Raw genomic sequence first — 20,757 nt, 5'->3', positions numbered from 1 at the left:
TTTTTCAAGTCACCTTTAACAGGAATAAAATGATGTATAACAAAGAAAATGTTTTTGCAAAAATTATAGATAAAAATCTTCCGGCAGAAATAATTTATGAAGACGAACAAATTTTAGCATTCAAAGATATAGCACCCGTAGCACCTGTACATATTATCGTTATACCTAAAAACGAATATATAGATTATGCCGATTTTATCTCTAAAGCTCAAATAGACGAAATAAAACATTTTTTTGCTAAAATTTCTGATATAGCAAATGAAGCGGGTTTAGATAAAGACGGCTATCGTTTAATAACTAATAAAGGCGAAAAATCGGGACAAACTATTTTTCATTTCCATTTCCATATTATCGGCGGTGAAAAACTCATCGGATTAATAAATAAAAATGACTAAAAAATACAATATTGCAGTAATTGGAGCTACAGGAAATGTAGGGCGTGAAACTCTAAATATTCTAGCTGAGCGTAATTTTCCCGTTAATAAAATTTATGCTATAGCTTCAGATAACTCTATAGGACGAGAAATAAGTTATGGAGAAAAAATACTGAAAATCAGTAGTTTAACTAATTTAAATTTTGATGATATCGATATTGCTTTTTTTTGTGCAGGTTCAGAAGTTTCAAAAGAATTTATACCAAAAGCTACTGCTAGTAATTGTGTAGTTATCGACAAATCCTCACTTTTTAGAGTTGACAATCAAGTACCGTTAATTGTACCTGAGGTTAATTTATCAACACTTAAAGAGTTTAATACTAAAAATATCATAGCTAACCCTAACTGTATAGTAATTCCGCTTGCAGTAGCATTAAAACCGCTAGATAATGAAATAAAGATTAAAAGAGTAGTGATATCTACTTATCAATCAGTATCAGGAGCAGGTAAAGCAGGAATGGACGAACTCTACGACCAAACAAAATCTAAATATGTTTTTGGAGAGAATGATCCTAAGAAATTTCCAAAACAGATTGCATTTAATCTTTTTCCTCATATAGGTGATTTAAATAAAGACGGCTATACAAGTGAAGAAGCAAAAATTGCTTTTGAACTAAACAAAATTATAGGTAATCACTTTAAAGCTAGCGTTACTTCTGTTAGAGTACCGGTATTTATCGGTCATTCTATATCCGTTAACATAGAATTTAACGACAAAATGGACGCTAACATCGCTGAAGAAATATTACAAGACGCAGATGGAATTGTTACAATTTCTAATAATAATGACCTTGCTTATATCTCACCCGTTGAAGTGGTAGGCGAAGATGCCGTATATGTCTCCCGCATTAGAAATGACGTAAGTAAACCTAATACGATAAATCTATGGATTACATGTGATAACTTACGTAAAGGAGCAGCTTTAAACAGCGTCCAAATTGCTGAAGAACTAATTAATAATTATTTATAATATAACTAATATGGATAATAAAAATAATAATCTAAATAAAAAAAACCCGCTAGTAATAGCATTAGGCGAATGTAGAACAGCTTTTTGGATAGTTTTTTGGTTTGCTTTTGTAATCAACTTATTAATGTTAATTACTCCTCTTTACTCACTACAAGTTCTTGATAGAGTCCTTGGAAGCGGTAATCTACAAACATTATTATTTTTATCGATAATAATCGCATATATCTATTTTGTTTACGGATTATTACAAATTGCTCGTTCTTTTACACTTATAAAGGTAGGAGAATGGCTTGATAGAACAGTAGCTCCCGTAATTTTTGCTTCTTCAATTTCTGCGGCTGCAACACGAGCAAATATGGGTTCTAGCCAATTATTACGTGATTTTCAAGCCGTCAAAACATTCCTAACAAGTACCGGAATTAATACTTTATTCGATGCCCCTTGGAGCCTTATCTATATTGCGGTTATTTTCTCAATTCATCCATATATCGGTCTTATTACCGTTTTTGGTGCAGTAGTTATTGTTTCAACAGCTTTCTTTAATGCGGCCGCTACTAATAAAACGCTCGGTGAAGCTACCGAATTTTCGATAAAAGGTATGACTCAAGCCGATATTGCAAACAGAAATGCAGAAGCAATTGAAGCAATGGGAATGATGAAGAATGTTACAAAAAATTGGCATAAATTTAACATATTAGCACTTAATAAACAATCAGTTGCTAGCTATCGTAACGGTGTTATTTCTAACTTTTCAAGGTTTATCCGTAACATAATGCAAATGGCTGTTACCGGAGTCGGTGCTTACATTGTTGTAAAATCTCACAGTGCAGATATGACTCCCGGTAATATGATTATGAGTTCCATCATAGTCGGTAGAGCTCTTGCTCCTTTCGATAATGCTATTGAGCTATGGAAAAGTATGAGCGGTGCTATTAAATCATACAAAAACATTAATAATTTATTTAACACTTATTCTTCTAGAGATGAAGCGATGCCAATTCCGAACGTTGATGGTCATCTTACTGTTGAAAATATTTATTATGCTCATCCTATACCAAAACATTTACCACAACCTCCCGTACCGCAATATATCTTAAAAGGCGTTAGTTTTGCAGTACAACCGGGCGAAGTTTTAGCAATTATCGGTCCTTCGGCTACAGGAAAATCAACTTTAGCTAAAATCATAGTCGGGGTATGGAAAGAATCATCAGGTTCTGTACGTTTAGATAGTGCTGAAATTTATCGTTGGAATAGAGAAGATTTTGGTAGACATGTTGGCTATCTTCCTCAAGGAATAGAACTTTTTAGCGGTAGTATTAAACAAAATATAGCTAGAATGGAAGAAAATGCCGATCCGCAAAAAGTTATTGAAGCAGCTAAAATAGCTGGAGCTCATGAAATGATATTAAGATTCCCTGATGGTTATGATTCTGATATCGGTCCTGCAGGCTCTAATCTATCAGGTGGTCAAAGACAACGTATCGGGCTTGCTAGAGCTTTTTACGGCAATCCAAAACTCATCATTTTAGATGAGCCTAATGCTAATTTAGATGAGGCAGGTGAAGTTGCCCTTGCAAGTGCCTTAAAACAAGCAAAACTTAAAGGAATAGCAGTTCTTGTAATTTCACATAGACCATCCGTATTATCCGTTGTTGATAAAATTCTAATATTACAAGATGGAGCCGTTGCAGTTTACGGAACGGAAGAAGAGATTCAAAAACATTTTAAAACTTTAAAAAGCGGTACAATTCATATTAATAACTAAAGTGTTATACCAAAATAAGCTCAACTGTCATACCGTGGCTTGTCCACGGTATCCAGAAACAACTTAAAATACTAATAATTTCCTGGATCCCGTGAATAAATCACGGGATGACATAGGAGAATAATGATTAAATATTATGCAGGACTTAAAACACGATAAACCTCAAATTACTCCGGAACAATTGAAACAATTATTGTCCTTACGCGAAGATTCATTAAACCTTAAAGGTCAAAGTTCTAAGCGTAAAGCTTTAATAAATACTACATTAAAGAAAACCTCTCACGTTATAGAGTTCTTATTAGTAAAGCTTGACAGGTTTGTTAATTTTACTACCAAAAAAACAGATAAAGATCGTAATAACGTAGCCCAAGCTGCAAGGTCACCTATACTTTTCGGTATTTATGTTATTATCTTTTTAGTATTAATAGGCGGATTATGGGCGGCTCTTGCCCCTCTTGATAGCGGTGCTGTAGCTGTTGGTATCGTAATGCCAAGCACAAACAAAAAAATAATTCAACATAATGAAGGTGGAATAATCAATGCTATTTATGTTAAGCAAGGTGATAAAGTCAAAGAAGGCGATAAGCTAATAGAACTTGAAGAAACTAGAATAAAAAGCGAACATGAAAATATTCTTGGTCAGTACCGTAATTTTTTAGCAACTGAGAATCGTTTAATTGCCGAACGTGATAATTTAGAACAAATCGAATTCTCTGATTTTCTAATGCAGGATATAAATTTACCGGAAGTAGCTAAAATAATTCATACACAGGAAAATTTATTTAGATCTAGAAAAGAAGTATATAACTCAGAGAAAGATGCATTACATCAAAATATTGCTCAACTTGAGAAAAAAATTGAAGGTTTAGAAGCAAAAAAAGTTGCCGCTTCAAAAACTGCTGAAGTTTATCAAGACCGTTTAAAAGCTTTAAGAACGCTAAAAGAAAAAGGCTTTGTACAAAAAGCAGCCTTATTAGACCAAGAGGCAAAAGTTGCCGCTTCAAAAAGCGATGTTGCAACAACTGAAGCCGAAATAGCAGGGATACGCCATGCTATTACTGAAACTCAAATTAAAATTATAAATCAACAAAATAAATACACTGAACGGACTTTAACAGAGCTTCGTGAAGCTCAAGTACAAACAGCATCTCTTAAAGAAAAATATAATTCCCTGACGGATTCGCTTAATCGTGTGATAATCAGATCACCTGTTGACGGTATAGTTAATAATTTAAAATATCATACTATAGGCGGTGTTATAAGTCACGGACAACCTATTATGGAAATTTCGCCAATTAATGACCCATTAATAATAGAAGCAAAGGTATCTCAAAAAAACATTGACTCAGTACATGAGGGATTAGTTGCAAAAATACGTTTCAGTGCATTTAAATCAAGAACGACTCCAACATTTACCGGTAAAGTAGTAAGCATATCACCCGATATCGTACAAGATGAAAGACAACATCCGGGACAACAGCAAGATAATTATTATGTTGCAAGAGTTGAAATTGATATGGATGAATTTAACAAAGTTGCTAAAGTTAAAAATCTTGAATTACATCCCGGTATGCAAGCTGAGGTACAAATCGTAACCGGTACTAGAACACTACTTAGATATTTACTCGATCCTGTTACTGATACTGCATTTAAAGCTTTCAGAGAAAAATAGATAATTTGAAGATTTTAGGCTAGATAACTTTACGGAACCTAAATATTTTGTAATAATATTTATTAGAAATTCTTAATCCTTTATTGACTTTTAACCAAAAAAGTATAGCTTATTTCGCAATCTAATTATATATAAAGGTTATGTTAGGCTACGAAAAAGAACAAAGAAGTTTAAATAAAGAACAAAAACAAGCTGTCGGATTACTTTCTATAGGTACATTTCTAGAGTATTTTGACCTTATGCTTTATGTGCATATGGCGGTGCTTTTAAATAATTTATTTTTTCCGGAATATGATCCTTTCACTTTTTCGCTGCTTACTGCTTTTTCTTTCTGCTCTACCTACTTGTTAAGACCTATAGGAGCATTAATATTCGGATATATAGGAGATCATTTTGGACGTAAGATTGTAGTTGTTTTAACTACTCTATTAATGGCTATTACTTGTGTGATTATAGGCAGTATGCCAACATATGCACAGATAGGTATAACAGCCTCTTGGGTTCTTACTATATGTCGTATAATTCAGGGTATGTCGGCAACTGCAGAAGCACGAGGTGCAGAGCTGTATTTAACCGAAAATTCATCTCCTCCTATACAATATCCATTAGTAGCAATTATAACCGTATTTTCTGCCGTAGGCACGACAGTAGCACTAGGTATTGCATCAATTTTTACTAATCAAAATATTTATCAACATGAATCAAGTTGGCGTATAGCCTTTTTTGTTGGTGCAACTATTGCTTTTGTAGGTACTATTGCGAGGACTAGTTTAAAAGAAGCAGATGCATTTTCAAATAAAAAAAATAAATTAAAACTAAGACTTCAAGAAAATAATATTAAGCTTGAAGAAATTGATAAAGATATTCTAGATCAAAAAGTCCCAAACGCCACTTCTATTTGGTATTTCTTTATCCAATGTGCTAGACCACCGTGTTTTTATTTCGTGTATATATATTGCGGTGATATATTAAAAAGAGAATGCGGATTTACTCCGAATCAAATTATAAATCAAAATTTTTGGGTATCTATAATAGATTTACTTGGTATTATCGGTCTCGCATTTATTAGCTATAAAATCCATCCTTTTAAAATACTAAAGGTAAAATTATATTTATTTTTTACCTCTCTCATTTTTTTTCCTATAATGTTAAACTATAATCCTACTCCTTTATATATTTTCATTTTTCAGTGCTTAGCTGCGTTATTCGTATTTGATCACGTACCGGCAGCTCCTATATTTTATAAATATTTTCCGGTTTTTAAGAGATTTACATATACTAGTATGCTAAGTGCAATAGCAAAATTATTTACTTATATTATAACGTCATTTGGTTTAGTTTATATTACCAATTATCTAGGATATTGGGGATTATTTTTAATTTTCATTCCGGTAGGTATAACTTTCTTTATGGGAGTAACTTATTTTGAGAAAATGGAAAAGAATCGAGATTTATAATTTTATTAAAAGTAGAATTTATATTAAACTTTAAATTATTTTTATAACATTCAGCATATATAAGCTCTGAAACTGAAGGTATTTCAAGTATTTCACTTAACACTAAAAAGCTTTTTAATGTCTCTTTAATTATTTTATGAGCTTTTTCAGGCGATTTTGCTTCTAAAGTTTGTAAATTATGTATCCTATCAAAAAGTTTTATAAGAGCAGTATCGTATCTTTTTTGTTTAATTAATAAAATAAGACTTTTCTCGCTACTTATTTTTCCACAAGGTTTAATTCTAGTTAGACCTTCTACATGCCTTGCTACTTCTTCATCAAAAATGTTACTAATCATTTCTTCAGTAAGTTCAGTATCTTCAATAGTGTCATGAAGTAATGCAGCTTGTAGCATTCTAAAAGTAAAAAGTTTAGGCACTTCTTTTGCTACAAATTCTGCTATCATAATTGTTACTGCGATTGGATGAGAATAATAAGGGTCACCCGATTGACGCATTTGCTCACCATGATATTTACGAGCATAATAAATACCTTTTTTAACTTCTCTAATATCAATAGGTTGTTTTACTTGGGTATTTAAAAATAACAGCCTTTCGATTAATTTATCTGAATATTTACAGCTTTCAAAATTTTTTTCCCAATATTCTATATCTTTCATAAAATCTCCCAATTACATATATATTATTTTATTGGTTTTTCTTATGATTATCTTTTATATTTTCTTTTTAAAATCTAATTATTTAATAATTTTTCTATTTTTAATGCTAAAAAATAACTATATATTAAAAATAGTTTTTTACAAAGGTTTATATGTCATCCTTAACTATCACCTACATTTTTCTCATTACAACAATCTTAATATCTTTATTTTGTCGTGATAAAAGACCTGCATATTTAGGCATAGGCATTACAATTTTAGCCGCTTCATATCAAGGCGTAATAAATATTGTAGGGATTGGAGCTTTATCTATTTTTACTGCTATCACTTATATCTATTTTAATTTACAGCTAAATAAAGTACTAAAAACCTCATTATTTATATTAATCTCCCTTTGTTTTACTTTATTTGCTTTTCATAAAGTTCCGGGATTCTTTAATATACTTGCTATCGATAAAGTACAATTATCGGAATTATCTATAACGTTTACTATGTATCTAAATTTTGATAAGGTAATGCCGGCTTTAATAATTTTCTCTATCAGTGATTTATATATTTTAGAAAAACAAGAAAGTAGTGGGGCAATAAAATACACATTACTATCTCTATTACTATGTATAGCAATAATTATGGTTCTATCTTTAATAAGCGGTTACGTCTTATTTGAACCTAAAATCCCAACCATATTACCGATATGGGCAATTAACAATTTCTTTTTAGTATGTATGGCTGAGGAAGTATTCTTTCGAGGGTTTTTACAAAGAACATTACAAAATCTCTTACAGTATATTTCAGAAAACTTCAGACAAGATGAATTTAAAGGCGAGTCTGCACAGCGTATAAAAATACGTGAGCACAGACCAGTCCTGCAAAATTCGCTTGTATCAAGCTTTATGAATTATGCTGTACCGAAACAACAAATTTTAGCTATTATCATAGCATCTTTAATATTTGGGGTCGCACATTTTCAAGGTGGGCTAATATATATAGCTTTAAGCACTATATGCGGTTTTTTCTATGGTTATGGATATTATAAAACAGGCAAAATATTATGCTCTATGATAGTCCATTTTGGTCTAAATTTATGCCATTTATTGTTATTTACCTACCCTGCTCTTAAAATAATATGAAATAAATTTTCAGTAGACAAACACGTAAAGTTTTTTTATTTATAAATATACTCTGCTGCTTTGACTTTATTTTTAATGGGAGCAGCTTTATTATGCTTGTTTAGTTATTGCTGCCATTGTTGCTTCAATAATGAGCAAACAGATATGGGGTTTGAATTAATCGGTAAGCCGAATGAACATACCGAGTAGAGACCGGTGTTGTTGTATGGATACCAAACCGTCATTGCGAGAAGAATTACGTAGTAATTCGACGAAGCAATCCAGACGAAAAACCAAGCCATACCCCACCTACAATTTACTAGGATCAAAGCTAAAATTAATCTCTTTCCAATGGTTAAAGCGTGCAGGATCGAGGTTCTCAATAGGGCTTGCCTGCCATACCGCTCTAACTGCATTATCCGCTAAAGCTTCACAAACGCTAGCAGAAATATTAGGACAGATTTTTTCTTTAACTTTTGCCTGTTCAACATTACCGGCCTTATCCAGCGTAATGCTAATAATGACTTTTACCTTATTATTACCTCTAACCCCTGCCGGTACATTACTCCAATGCCTTTCAATTTGTCTTTTTATCAAAGACGTTTCACTATCGGAAAGAGGCAGCCCATCCGTATAAACCCCTTTAGCTTCTTTTGCATTATCAACTTTTTTTGATCTTTGATGCTTATTGGATTTTACATTATTCCCTTCCGAAGATTGCTCTAAATTCTTAAGTAGAGAATCAAGCTCATCGGTTTTAGGCTCTTTCTTCTTTACTTCTTTTGGCTTCTCAGCTGGTTTCTTTTCCTCTTTCTTTTCTTCAGGCTTTTTCACCTCCTCTACCGGCTTTTTTTCCTCTTCTTTAGGCTTTACCTCTTCTTTTTTCTCAGGTAATGCTTCTTTTACTTCTTCCGGCTTTGGTTCATCTATAGGTTTTTTCTCTTCTATTTTTGGCTTTTCTTCTATTGCTTTAGCCTCAGGCTCTTTTATTTTTTCTTCTTTAGGGGAATCTTGCTGCGGTTCTTCTTCTTTTGGCTTACTCTGCTCAGACTTTTTAGCATCTTCGTTTTCTATAGGGGCTTCTTTTTGCTTTGTCTCTGTTATGATATTTGGTTTATCACTAACAGGTAGCATTTCAAAAGTTATAGTTTGCTCTTCCGGTAATTTTTCAAAAAGTGAAGGCATACCAAATAGAAAAAAATATAAAAGGAGTAAGTGCAGAACAACAGAGAAGCTAAGGAAAACCGTAAAATTATCCTTATTTTGATTACTTTTCATTATTTTTAATATTTGAAATAAGAGCTACACGAGAAAAGCCGGCAGCATGAATTTCGGCAACTATCTCTACTACCTGTCCATAAGAGACATTTCTATCACCTCTTACAAAAATTCTAGCATCCTTTTTTTCTTTAGTGATATTTGCAAGCTTGTCGGTTAAATGCGTTCTCTCTATTGGAGTTTCAAGCAAGAAAATTTCGCCTTTATTATTGATAGTAACAACTAAAGGCTCATCCTGCCCTGAAATCGGGCTTGAATTTGTCTCAGGTAAATCCACGTTTACACCCGAAACAAGCATTGGAGAAGTGATCATGAAAATAATTAATAGAACTAACATCACGTCAACAAGCGGCGTAACGTTAATTTCGCTAACTACCGCTCTTTTACTTTTTCTATTGCTTCCGACAAGCTTTATGGCCATTACATCTTCTCCTGATCAATTGCCTTAGAAAGTATAGAGTTCAACTCGCTACTAAAATCTTCAATCTTATTATTGATAAGAGTAATACGGGAAATAAGATAGTTGTAAAAAATTACTGCCGGAATAGCTGCAAACAAGCCTATTGCCGTTGCAAGTAACGCCTCAGCAATCCCTGGAGCTACTACGGCAAGAGAAGTATTTTTAGAAGTAGCAATCGACTGGAAGCTGTGCATAATCCCCCAAACAGTGCCGAATAAACCCACAAAAGGAGCACTTGACCCAACAGTTGCCAAGAAGCTTAAATTCTTCTCAAGCTTTTCGACTTCTCTATTTTGAGCTAAGTACATTGCACCCGTTATACGCTCTTTATGGTTATTTTTTAACGCATCGGAAAGCCCTTTGGTATTCAAGCTTTTACACTCATCCATAGCCGAAACAAATATCAAAGCTAGCGGATTATTAACCGACCTTTTTATGCTTTCATATAATTGCTCTAATACTCCACCTGACCAAAACACATTTTCAAAATTTTTCATTCTTCGCTGTACTTGTGCTAGCTTAAATATTTTATCCAAAATAATAGCCCATGACCAAATGGAAGCAATAAGCAGCATCAACATAACCGACTTACCGATAATATCGGATGAACTTATTAAAGAAAAAATCGATAAATGATCTTGCGTAACAATTTCTAAGCTATCGCTAATATTAGTATCTGCACTCATTGAATGTATATTATTTAATTATTCTAAAATTAAATAATATATTCATATTTTACTTTTGTCATTAGGTTATGTGAAAAATTTTAGTAATCAATTTAGCATAGCTCGAAAAACCCGCTCGGTGTCATACCGTGGCTTGTCCACGGTATCCAGAAAAAAATATAAAAATGCTAAAGATTAGCATTTTTAACTGAATCCCGTGAATAAATCACAGGATGACATATACTTTTTAAACTATTAATTTAATATCCCTTGACTTATCTCAATTTTTTATATAAAGTGCTGCTCTTAAATTTAATCTAGAGTTGCACATGAAATTAACCGAATATTTTAAAAAACTTGAATCTATAGCTTTTGGTCCGTGGCTTAATAAATATAAACAATTATTTACCTTAAAAGAATTAAACACTGAGATATTTGACATACTCATCCAAGCTCAAAAAAATAAAAAACATTATAATAAAGAATTAGTGATATTATCTAATGACGTTATTGAAAGAGAAGTAGGAGAAAATATAAATCAATCAGAAGTTGCTGTTATTTTTTCTTCAGATCATAGAGAAAATTTATATTCTATATTTACTTGGTTAACTAACTTTCAGTTAGAACAATATTCTAGATTTATATTAAATCTTCCCAAAGATTATAAGGATTATTTTTTACAAGAAGAACAACAAGGCGGATATTCAAAAATCAAAGCTTTTAATGATGTTCAAGATAAGAAATGGTTAGCAAGGAAATATTTCAATTTATCAAAGCACGAACCGGCAAATAATTACCCATTGTTTCAAGAAAATACTGTAAAATTACAAAAATATTTAGAATATCCTTATGAATATAATACTGCAATTTATAAATCTGAATTTCTAGGCTCAGATAGCTATTCTAATTATTCTTGCGATAATATATAAAAATTATATATTAATAAAACAATTATTTATTAAGGAAGCCAATATGCTAAAATCCGAAAATACACAAAAATCCGCTAAAGCTCCTAAAGTTATACGTGAAGACATTTTTTTTAGACCTTATGGCCTCCCATCTTATTCTATTCGCTATATGGATGACGGCACGACTATATATAGTGAATCTGAATCACTTTATTCTAATGATAAAGTTAAAGTTATAGGTCATGATCCCGGATATTTTCATAAATATTTTGCCGGATTAGGGTTTGAATAAATATTACTTTGTAAGGTAGTTTAGCTCTTCAATGTCATTCCCGCGTAGCTTTGTTGCGTGGACCGAAAAATCCGTTCGGTGTCATACCGTGGCTTGATCACGGTATCCAGTTAAAAATACTAAAATTATTAGTATTTTTTATTGTTTTTATGGACCCCGTGGTTAAGCCACGGGGTGACAATAAAAAAATCAATACATTTATTTCTAACTAAACATTCGCTATCATTTTAAATTAAAAACTCTATTGTCTTCTTAAACTTCTTTGTTATTATTTTTAGAATAATCTTTTAATAATAATTCTATGTAAAATCTCAAAACTTTCTCATTAAATTTAGCAGTTCTTAAGCCCAACTAATACTAAATTATATTCATGAAAAATACAGACCCTTCAATTACTTTTAAGATTGATATTGATAAGATTTGTAACTCCAAAAATATATTGTCCCAAAGTAACGTAAGAAATTTTAGACAAACTACTCATGGTTTTAACATACCGAAAATGGATGAAAGCTTTTTATCTATACCGACTGTTAGTGCAGCTATAGAAGTAATGCACTATATATTTGGACATTTAGATAGCGAAAAAGCTATAGTTAGTAGCATGAAATCTAAAGAACTCAAGCATTCACTAATGCAGCGATTAATATATAATTATTCATATGAAAGCTACAGAAATAATGAATTATTAAAAAAATATGAAATAAATAAAAATGCCGGCTTTTTTGAATATAAATTAGACGGTGAATACATAGACGGGATACCGGATAAAATCATTCCTATAACGCCTGATACGCTAACTAAAATTCAAGTAATGTGTTCTGCTTTTCAATGTAGCATATTCAATAAAAGAGATGAAACTGCTAAAGAGATATTTAAATATATAATTACAGCAACAAATTTATATTTTAATCACTTTGCAAAAGAAGTTGAACAATATATCAAATGTGCAGAATATGTACTTCCTATTCTAAAACTTATTGAACCGGAATCTCAGCTTAAAATTATCCAAGCACTAGTACCGTATATAAAATTCAGCTTGGATTTATCAGGTAAATTCTCTGATTTATTAATAGAGAATAAGAATTTTGAAGAAGCAAAAGCGTTACTTGAAGAATCTATGTTTTCGTTCAATAATAATATTGAAGATCAGATTTTAGTCCAGTGGTATTATAGCACAGGTCGTGCTTATGAGGAAACCGGAAGCTATGATATGTCCACTAAATGTTATGAACATGCCTTTGGGCTTCTACCCACACATCCGACAGCCTCCTATCATTTATGGGCTAATTATAGAATACAAGGCGAATTTGATAAAGCTAACGACTTAATACAATATGTGCAGGTAGAATATATAAAACACATTCTAGAAATGTTAACTAATCCATATAAAATTTCTTATGAGAAATTAGATTTAATTAAAAAAATACCTTAGTTCCTTTTTATTTATCAATATATGATTGCTGTGAATACATGGCTTTTTATAACAAAATTTCCAATAAACGAACAATTACAAAAAAACAGCAATCAATATTAACCGACAAACTAAAAGCAATTAGTGATGCCTCACTAGCGTTCTCATTCGCTCTATGTAGTAAGCAATTTACAACGGCTTTTGATATTTTCAATAAAATGCCTGAGCATCAAATAAATTTGTATGCAAAAGCTATTATAAAGCTTCAGAGTTACACGGATCCCAATTATAATTTGCCTCAAAATAATACTCTGAAACCCGATGAAAAAGTAGAACTTCTTAATGCCATTAATACCACTTTAATAGCAGATAACGAAACAAAATTAACTTCTGAAAAATCCAAAAAGATTTTCCAAAATGTTGAAAATGCTCTACAAAATGATTCTTGCAATGAGACCACTTTAGAGATCGGGGTAGTTACTGCCCTATTAAATAATAACCGAGAAAAAGTACAGGGATATGCAAGTAACTTAAGCCCGGAAAAACAAGAAGAGATTATTAACAGCTATTCTCGTGATAATAAACAAGTAGGGAATTTAGAGCAATTAATTGGTCAATATGATGCAAAGAAAATTCATCAATATTATCAACTAAAAAAGAAACATGAACTTTATTTAGCCATTCAAAAAATTACCCATCTCAATAATAATTCTTGGAATATTCCTAAAGAAGGACAGATTAAAATTGATAAAGAATTAGATAAAGGTAAGGCTATATTACTCGGTAAATATAGAGGATTTGATTGTTACGGTACAATTTCTAAAAAAATTTATGATACTTTCGATAAAAGTAAAATTATGTCTTTTGTTTCTGCTTTAAAAAAAGGAATAATATATCACAAACACGGAGTAAACGGAGTGAAACTTGTTAAGGACAATGCTTTTAAAGCTAAATGGGACTGTGATGATAGACTATTTACAAATATATTATATTTTAACAAACAAGGATTATTGTTAAAGTTTGATGAGTATGGTAACCATGCTGAAGTAAAAAAGCTTATTAGCGGTCATCATTTAGAGTTCTATAATGTGGAGTGATTCACCCTAGGTCATCTAGTAGCTTGGTTCGTTTTTTTGTTGTCATCCCGGGGCTTGATCGCGGGATCAAGTTAAAAATACTACTATTATTAGTATTTTTTATTGCTTTTCTGGACCCCGTGGTCAAGCCGCGGGGTGACACCCAGTAGGTTTTTCGAGCCATGCAACAACCCTATGACTGCTCGCAATGACGATATCTATATTTAATAAACCTAGGATAATTTCGTAGCAGAACTTAAATAATCATTACCGTATTTCTCAATATAATCATCATATTTACCTTTAAAATCAACAATATTTTTCCTATGGGAAAGAGCAATAATTCTTGTTGCTATGGATTTTGCAAAATCACGATCATGCGTTACTAATATTACCGTACCCTCAAAATCGATTAGAGATTTTTTAAGAGCTTCTCTTGACTCAATATCAAGGTGGTTTGTCGGTTCATCAAGAACCAAAATATTGCTTTTTTCTAGCATCATTTTAGCAAGTAATAACCTTGCCCCCTCACCTCCGCTTAAACTCAAAATATTTTTATTTACTTCATCACTACGAAATAATACTTGTCCAAGCGTATTTCTAATAGTATTTTCCGTTTCCTTTTCAGATTGCTTTTTAAGCCAATTAATAATACTAATATTTTCATTAAGTAGTTCATGATGGTCTTGAACAAAATAAGATATTTGTGATTCATATCCCCACTCATAGCTACCTTGATCTGCTGATATTTTATTCATTAAGATTTTTAACAAAGTAGATTTCCCGATACCGTTTGCACCGATAATAATAATTTTTTCTCCTCGTGATACACTAAAGCTCACTTTATTTAATATTTGCTTATCCTCAAAATTTTTAGTTATTTGATCGATTTTTAATACTAATTTTCCTGAATTCCTTAATTGTTTAAATCTAAATAATGGGCTAATTCTTGAAGATTTTTGTATATCCGGTAATTCTATCTTCTCTAGCTGTTTTTCTCTAGAAGCACTTTGCCTTGCTCTTGTCCCTGCTCTAAATTTATCAACCCAAGCCTGCATATTTTCTATTTTCTTTTCTAAAAAATTTCGCTCGCTTAATTTTTGAGCCGCTATTATCTCCTTTTCTTGAACAAAATTATCATAATTGCCCGTATATGGTTTTATTTCTCCATAATCTATGTCTAAAATATCAGTTGCAACATTATTTAAAAAAGCTAAATCATGCGATATAAAAATTAATATTCCTTTAAAAGAGTTTTTTAAATAATTCTCAAGCCAATATATTGAAATAATATCAAGGTGGTTTGTCGGTTCATCGAGTAGTAAAATATCGGGATTATTAAATAGACTTTGTGCAAGTAAAACACGTAACTTATAACCTCCCGACAACGCAGAAAGTGGCTCGTAATGATATTTTTCGGCTATTCCAAGACCTACCAGTAAGTTAGCCGCAAAAATTTCAGCGGTATAACCGTCATTATCGTATATTATCTGTTCAAGTTCACCAAGCTTATACCCATCTTCATCGCTACATTCTTGCCGACTTAATATCTCTTCTTTTTCCTGTAAAGCTTTCCATAGCTCCTTATTCCCTGCTATTACCGTATCTATAATTTTAGTATTTTCATAAAGAAATTGATCTTGTTTTAAACAACCTACTTTAGAGTTTTTAGGTATATTAATATCACCGAAAGCCGGTTCTTCTTCCTTAGTTAAGACTTTGAAAAAAGTTGTTTTACCTGCTCCGTTAGCACCTACTAACCCATATCTTTTATTGTTTTTAATATGCAAATTTACATCGGTAAATAGTATTCTTGCATCATAACTCATGGCTAAATCGTTTATAATGATCATATATTTTTAAACTGTTAAAAAATCTTTTATCTCTATTTTTTCTAGAAAATCTATATCATGCGAAACTACAATCATAGCACCGGGATATGTTTTTAAAACCTGTACTATATGCTCTTTTGTCTCTAAATCAAGATTATTAGTAATTTCGTCAAGGATTAACAGTTTTGGTAAGCAAGCTGCGATTTGAGCCAAGCTCAATCTTGCTTTTTCACCTCCTGAGAGTTTACTAATAAAATTATTTACCTCTTCATTTTTTCGAAATAGAAAATCGTTTAAGTGATTTCTAACTTCCGCTTTAGACCAATTCGGTGCTAGTTCTGCTATCGTCTCAAACACTGATTTATTTGGGTCAAACGTGCTATAATGCTGATCCAAATAACCGATATCGGCTTTAGACGGTACAAACCAGTCACCCTCTTTATATATATTCTCATCTTCTAGAATTGCCTTAATTAAGGTTGTTTTTCCGCTACCGTTATCACCCATAATTGCTATGCGGGCTTTACTTGAAACGGTAAGATTAATATTTGATAACACAGGATGATGTGGTTCATAACCGGCACTGCCGTTTGTTACCTGCATAAGCACACGGTCTTTAATATCAGAGTTATTTAAAGAAAATTTAGGAATAATAATTTCAGGCAAACGCAACTCACTTAATTGCCCAATTAATTGATTTTTCGTATCAACTATATCTTTTAGCTTTTTGCCTTGTGATTTTTCAGCTTTCATAACTTTAAAATCAGCAGACATTTTTGTCCATTTATTATTCTCAAGGTTTTTTACCCCTTTATTTTTACTCTTAGCAGCTCTTTGCTGTTCTTGCATTAATCTAGCATGTATATCTTTCTTTTGATGATCAAGCCTTGAGAGTTCCGCTTCAATTACTGCTCTTTTTAGCCTTATTTCTTTAACATAATTATCATAATTACCTGAAAAAATTTGTACCTTGCCATTATCAATATGCCAAAAGCTATTAATACAACCTCGTATTAACTCAGTATCATGAGAAACTATAATAAGAGTACCGCTATAATTTTGTAGCATTCGCATTAAACTCGTGCGGTTACGTCGATCTAGATGATTTGTCGGCTCATCCAAAAGGAAAATATTAGGATGCGTGCTTAAAGCCTTAGTCATTGCTTCATTAAACCTTTCACCACCGCTTAAACCTTCAGGCTCATCAATTAGTTGCGGCACATAAGAAAATACTGCACCTTCCGGCGTCTTTATAGCACCGCTTGTAGGTTCAAAATTACCTAGTAACATTTTAAGCAAGGTTGATTTACCGCTACCGTTACGACCAATAATAGCAATTCGACTACCATAATTTATTGTGGTAGTAAAATCTTCAAAGCAAGTTTTGTGGGAAAAAGATAGCTCAAGATCTTTGATCTGGATTGGTTTATGTATGTACACTATTTTGGCATTTCCTAGGTTCTGTGAAGATTTTCTAATTGATGGAGAGAATTCCTATTAAAAAAGCGTTCGATGTCATTCCCGTGGGACGTTGCCGTTGTTGCATGGCTTCTTCTATGTCATTCCCGCGGAGGCGGGAATCCAGTAAAACATATAAAAAACAAGCTTTTTATATGTTTATTTTATCGAATATGTAACTTCTATATCAATATTGAAGTTATTTTTCTGGATCCCCGCTTTCGCGGGGATGACATTGAACACGTTTTTCGAGCCACACAACAATACTTACAATCACTTGGAATCATTAATTAGCTCAAGGGCTTTTGTAAAATCTACTATATATTCTTCTTGTTTTTCTAAATCTTTAAGTTTGAGGCTATTATTTGCTTGTTCTTCGTCACCTATGAAAATAATAAATTTAGCATTTTCATTAAGAACGCGTTGCATTCTTTTAGCTATTTTACCTATAGATTCTATAATAGTAGCAATATTTTGCGAGCGTAATTTGTCAGCAATTTCTAAAGAGTAAGCAATATTATTTTCATCGATCGGTAATACAGCTACTAGACTCAATGAAGATATATTATATTCCCGCATTAAAGCAATTCGCTCGATACCGGCAGCAAAACCAATAGCCGGCACATCATCATTATTACCCATGATTTTAGCAAGCCCGTCATAACGTCCGCCGGCGAGAATAGTGGATTGACTCCCTAGCTTTTTCGTAGTGAATTCAAAAGCAGTATGGCAATAATAATCAAGCCCTCTAACCAAACGTGGATTTATACTATATTTCACGCCTAAAATATCGAGATATTTTAACAGATCTTCAAAATATTCTTTAGACTCATCAGTGTAATATTTAGATAAAACCGGTGCGTTTGCTATTATTTTCTGATCAATTTCGCTTTTAGAATCAAGAATCCGCATTGGATTTTTGGATAATCTTATTTTGCTTTCTTCCGATAATTGATCTTTAAAATCATTCAGATATTCTACCAGTTTTTGCTGATAAACGCTTCTTGACTGACTACATCCAAGAGAATTCAGCTCTAATGTAGTATCCTGCTCTATTTCAAGTACCTTAAGTATATCTGCGGCTAACTTCAAAGTTTCAGCATCGGTAATTGCTCCTTTAGCACCGATATATTCGTAATTTAACTGGTGAAATTGTCTTTGACGCCCTGCTTGCGGTCTATCATAACGAAAAACAGGACCGGTAGAGAAGAGCTTTAAGGGTAATTTATGCTGTAAACCGTTTGAGATGAAGCTTCTAATGATACCGGCGGTGAACTCAGGTCGTAATGCTACGGAGTCATTACTTTTATCTAAAAAACTGTATATTTCTTTACTGATTACGTCAGAGCTTTCGCCCATCGAGCGGTTAAAGACTTTAGTATACTCCAAAATAGGAGTACTCATTTGCTTATAGCCGTATAATACTCCAACCTCCCTTGCTTTGTTAATTATATAGTCCTGAACTTTATAATCATCCGGCAAGAGATCTTTCATTCCTCGGAGTGGTTGCAGCTTTTCAATCATTTGCTTAATTTTGTGGTTTTGTGTGGATTAACATCATTGCGAGCAGCCATAGGCGTTGTTGCGTGGACCGGTAAATACGTTCGGTGTCATACCGTGGCTTGTCCACGGTATCCAGTCTTTTTTTATTTTTTTCTAGATACCGTGGTCAAGCCACGGTATGACATTTGTACCTAATTCTGTTCTTTTTTCATAAAGAACGATCTTATAATATATAAAACAAATATCGTAATAAACCAATATATTAATGCACGACCTGCCGTTAATAGATTAAATTCACCGTCATATATTTGAATAAATAGTAAGTATGCACAAGCAATTAAAATAAACGGTACAATAATAAATACTAAAGGACATCTAAAAGGTCTTTGAGCATCAGGTAGCTTTACCCTAAATAATACCACTATTATTGTGACGGTTATATAATCAATTAATGCTCCCATTGAAGTTAATTGAGTTAATAATTCCGTAGAGCAAAATCCTCCAAGGATAGCGGCTAAAGAAGCAAATATTATAATCGTAATATAAGGACTGTCATATTTTGGGTGTAGCTTTGCAAAACTTTTCGGTAACAAACCGTCACGTGCGATAGCATAAAAAATACGAGAAGTACCGTAAATATTCATCATCAATACCGTCATCATACCGCAAACCGCACCGGTTGCAACAATAGCAGAGCCAATCTTGCTATTATTGATAGTTAAAGCATAAGCAAGCGGTTGGTCGTTATTTAACTGATCAAAAGGTGCAATACCGGTCACAAGCCCTGCCATTGTTACATAAACTATAGTAGTTAGAACAAGCGAGCCGATAATACCAATCATTATATCACGTTTTGGATTTTTACATTCCTCAGCTGCGGTTGCAATCGTTCCAAAGCCCGTAAAAGCTAAGAATAAAATAGATGCACCTACTAAAACATTACTAAAACCGAATGGTATAAAATTACTCCAATTAGTAGCATCGAAATGCGGAGCAGCAGCGAGTATAAATACAAATATTGCAGCCATTTTTATGAAAACTAAAATTGCATTTAGTCGCTTACTATCCTTAGTACCTAAAAATAAAATAAATCCAATAAACACCGAGATTAAAAATGCCGGTAAATTTATTATACCGCCGTTTGTCGGTACGGTAGTTAATTCTTTCGGTAAATTAATTCCGCCTGCCGCTAATATTCCTTGTACGTAACCCGACCAGCCCGCAGCTACTATTCCTGCAGCAACACCGAGTTCTAATATTATAAAGCTACCTATCATCCAAGCAAATACTTCGCCGAATGCAACATAGGAATAAGTATAAATACTTCCCGAAGTCGGAAGCATTGCAGCAAGCTCGGTATAAACAAGTGCCACAAAAATACAGGTAATACCTGCAATCGCATAAGATAACATTACTGCAGGTCCTGAATATTTAGCAGCAATTATACCGGTAACAACGAATACGCCGGTACCAATCATTGCACCAAGACCCAGTAATATTAAATCGAATGCTCCAAGTGTCTTGCTAAGACCGCTTGAGCTACCTATTTCTTTTACTGATTCAAAACTTTTCTTCCTTAAAAAACTCATTAGTTTCTCCTGTTTTAGTGAGCTTATTTTTTTGTGAATTGTGTCATTGCTAGCGGACATTGTTGCGTGGACCGGTAAAACCCACTGTGTCACCCCGTGGCTTGACCACGGGATCCAGAAAAACAATAAAAAATACTAATAATATTAGTATTTTTAACTGGATTCCGTGAATAAATCACGGAATAACAGCGGTGGAATTGATCCACGCAACAATGCTTTC

Annotated in this window: 18 protein-coding genes; 10 read left to right on the top strand and 8 right to left on the bottom strand. The window is 32.7% G+C overall.

Features of this window, described 5'->3' with window-relative positions:
- Positions 1–32 precede the first annotated feature (32 nt).
- From H6P87_RS02310 to H6P87_RS02290, 5 genes are all read left to right on the top strand, one after another.
- The gene (locus tag H6P87_RS02310; RefSeq protein WP_202070073.1) at positions 33–395 is read left to right on the top strand and encodes an HIT domain-containing protein; all 363 of its coding nucleotides are present in this window, start codon (positions 33–35) and stop codon (positions 393–395) included.
- A complete protein-coding gene (gene asd, locus H6P87_RS02305; RefSeq protein WP_202069874.1) occupies positions 388–1,404 on the top strand; it encodes an aspartate-semialdehyde dehydrogenase in 1,017 nt (338 codons plus the stop codon). The genes H6P87_RS02310 and asd overlap by 8 nt, the downstream gene beginning before the upstream one ends.
- 10 nt (positions 1,405–1,414) lie before the next feature.
- A complete protein-coding gene (locus H6P87_RS02300; protein WP_202069873.1) occupies positions 1,415–3,169 on the top strand; it encodes a type I secretion system permease/ATPase in 1,755 nt (584 codons plus the stop codon).
- Between the two features lie 136 nt (positions 3,170–3,305).
- Complete coding sequence (locus H6P87_RS02295; RefSeq protein WP_202069872.1) at positions 3,306–4,841, top strand: HlyD family type I secretion periplasmic adaptor subunit; 1,536 nt, start codon at positions 3,306–3,308, stop codon at positions 4,839–4,841.
- Between the two features lie 140 nt (positions 4,842–4,981).
- Positions 4,982–6,298 carry an MFS transporter gene (locus H6P87_RS02290; protein WP_202069871.1) on the top strand — a complete coding sequence of 439 codons (1,317 nt, stop codon included), beginning with the start codon at positions 4,982–4,984 and terminating at the stop codon, positions 6,296–6,298.
- Here H6P87_RS02290 and H6P87_RS02285 read toward each other — a convergent pair.
- Complete coding sequence (locus tag H6P87_RS02285; RefSeq protein WP_202069870.1) at positions 6,249–6,956, bottom strand: HD domain-containing protein; 708 nt, start codon at positions 6,954–6,956, stop codon at positions 6,249–6,251. The two genes, H6P87_RS02290 and H6P87_RS02285, sit on opposite strands and share 50 nt — an antisense overlap.
- Positions 6,957–7,108: 152 nt before the next feature.
- Between H6P87_RS02285 and H6P87_RS07490 the strand changes: the two genes are divergently transcribed.
- On the top strand, positions 7,109–8,086 hold the full coding sequence (locus H6P87_RS07490; protein ID WP_202069869.1) for a palindromic element RPE3 domain-containing protein: 978 nt from the start codon (positions 7,109–7,111) through the stop codon (positions 8,084–8,086).
- Between the two features lie 288 nt (positions 8,087–8,374).
- On the opposite strand, the gene H6P87_RS02275 is transcribed toward H6P87_RS07490, so the two are convergent.
- From H6P87_RS02275 to tolQ, 3 genes are read right to left on the bottom strand one after another with little or no spacing between them, the layout of a single operon-like run.
- Entirely contained in the window at positions 8,375–9,343 is a 969-nt protein-coding gene (locus H6P87_RS02275) for an energy transducer TonB (RefSeq protein ID WP_202069868.1), read from the bottom strand.
- The gene (gene tolR / locus H6P87_RS02270) at positions 9,333–9,764 is read right to left on the bottom strand and encodes a protein TolR (RefSeq protein WP_202069867.1); all 432 of its coding nucleotides are present in this window, start codon (positions 9,762–9,764) and stop codon (positions 9,333–9,335) included. Before tolR ends, H6P87_RS02275 begins: the two co-directional genes overlap by 11 nt.
- The gene (gene tolQ / locus H6P87_RS02265; protein WP_202069866.1) at positions 9,764–10,489 is read right to left on the bottom strand and encodes a protein TolQ; all 726 of its coding nucleotides are present in this window, start codon (positions 10,487–10,489) and stop codon (positions 9,764–9,766) included. The genes tolR and tolQ overlap by 1 nt, the downstream gene beginning before the upstream one ends.
- Before the next feature lie 308 nt (positions 10,490–10,797).
- On the opposite strand from tolQ, the gene H6P87_RS02260 reads away from it, so the two are divergent.
- The 4 genes from H6P87_RS02260 to H6P87_RS02245 all read left to right on the top strand — a co-directional run bounded on the left by H6P87_RS02260 (position 10,798) and on the right by H6P87_RS02245 (position 14,176).
- The gene (locus H6P87_RS02260) at positions 10,798–11,397 is read left to right on the top strand and encodes a hypothetical protein (RefSeq protein WP_202070186.1); all 600 of its coding nucleotides are present in this window, start codon (positions 10,798–10,800) and stop codon (positions 11,395–11,397) included.
- A gap of 43 nt (positions 11,398–11,440) precedes the next feature.
- Positions 11,441–11,668: a hypothetical protein gene (locus H6P87_RS02255; protein ID WP_202069865.1), complete on the top strand. Its 228-nt coding sequence runs from the start codon at positions 11,441–11,443 to the stop codon at positions 11,666–11,668.
- A 370-nt stretch (positions 11,669–12,038) separates the two neighbouring features.
- On the top strand, positions 12,039–13,100 hold the full coding sequence (locus H6P87_RS02250; RefSeq protein WP_246438035.1) for a tetratricopeptide repeat protein: 1,062 nt from the start codon (positions 12,039–12,041) through the stop codon (positions 13,098–13,100).
- A 38-nt stretch (positions 13,101–13,138) separates the two neighbouring features.
- The gene (locus H6P87_RS02245; RefSeq protein ID WP_246438033.1) at positions 13,139–14,176 is read left to right on the top strand and encodes a hypothetical protein; all 1,038 of its coding nucleotides are present in this window, start codon (positions 13,139–13,141) and stop codon (positions 14,174–14,176) included.
- A 212-nt stretch (positions 14,177–14,388) separates the two neighbouring features.
- Here H6P87_RS02245 and H6P87_RS02240 read toward each other — a convergent pair whose 3' ends face one another.
- The 4 genes from H6P87_RS02240 to H6P87_RS02225 form a co-directional block, all read right to left on the bottom strand.
- Positions 14,389–16,008: an ABC-F family ATP-binding cassette domain-containing protein gene (locus tag H6P87_RS02240; protein ID WP_202069864.1), complete on the bottom strand. Its 1,620-nt coding sequence runs from the start codon at positions 16,006–16,008 to the stop codon at positions 14,389–14,391.
- Between the two features lie 6 nt (positions 16,009–16,014).
- The gene (locus H6P87_RS02235; RefSeq protein ID WP_202069863.1) at positions 16,015–17,427 is read right to left on the bottom strand and encodes an ABC-F family ATP-binding cassette domain-containing protein; all 1,413 of its coding nucleotides are present in this window, start codon (positions 17,425–17,427) and stop codon (positions 16,015–16,017) included.
- 291 nt (positions 17,428–17,718) lie between these two features.
- Entirely contained in the window at positions 17,719–18,969 is a 1,251-nt protein-coding gene (gene hisS / locus H6P87_RS02230; protein ID WP_202069862.1) for a histidine--tRNA ligase, read from the bottom strand.
- A gap of 170 nt (positions 18,970–19,139) precedes the next feature.
- On the bottom strand, positions 19,140–20,537 hold the full coding sequence (locus tag H6P87_RS02225; RefSeq protein WP_202069860.1) for an amino acid permease: 1,398 nt from the start codon (positions 20,535–20,537) through the stop codon (positions 19,140–19,142).
- Positions 20,538–20,757 lie beyond the last annotated feature (220 nt).

The sequence above is a fragment of the Rickettsia tillamookensis genome, from assembly GCF_016743795.2.
GTDB classification, from domain to species: Bacteria; Pseudomonadota; Alphaproteobacteria; order Rickettsiales; family Rickettsiaceae; genus Rickettsia; species Rickettsia tillamookensis.
This window is presented reverse-complemented; position numbering and strand designations above follow the sequence as displayed.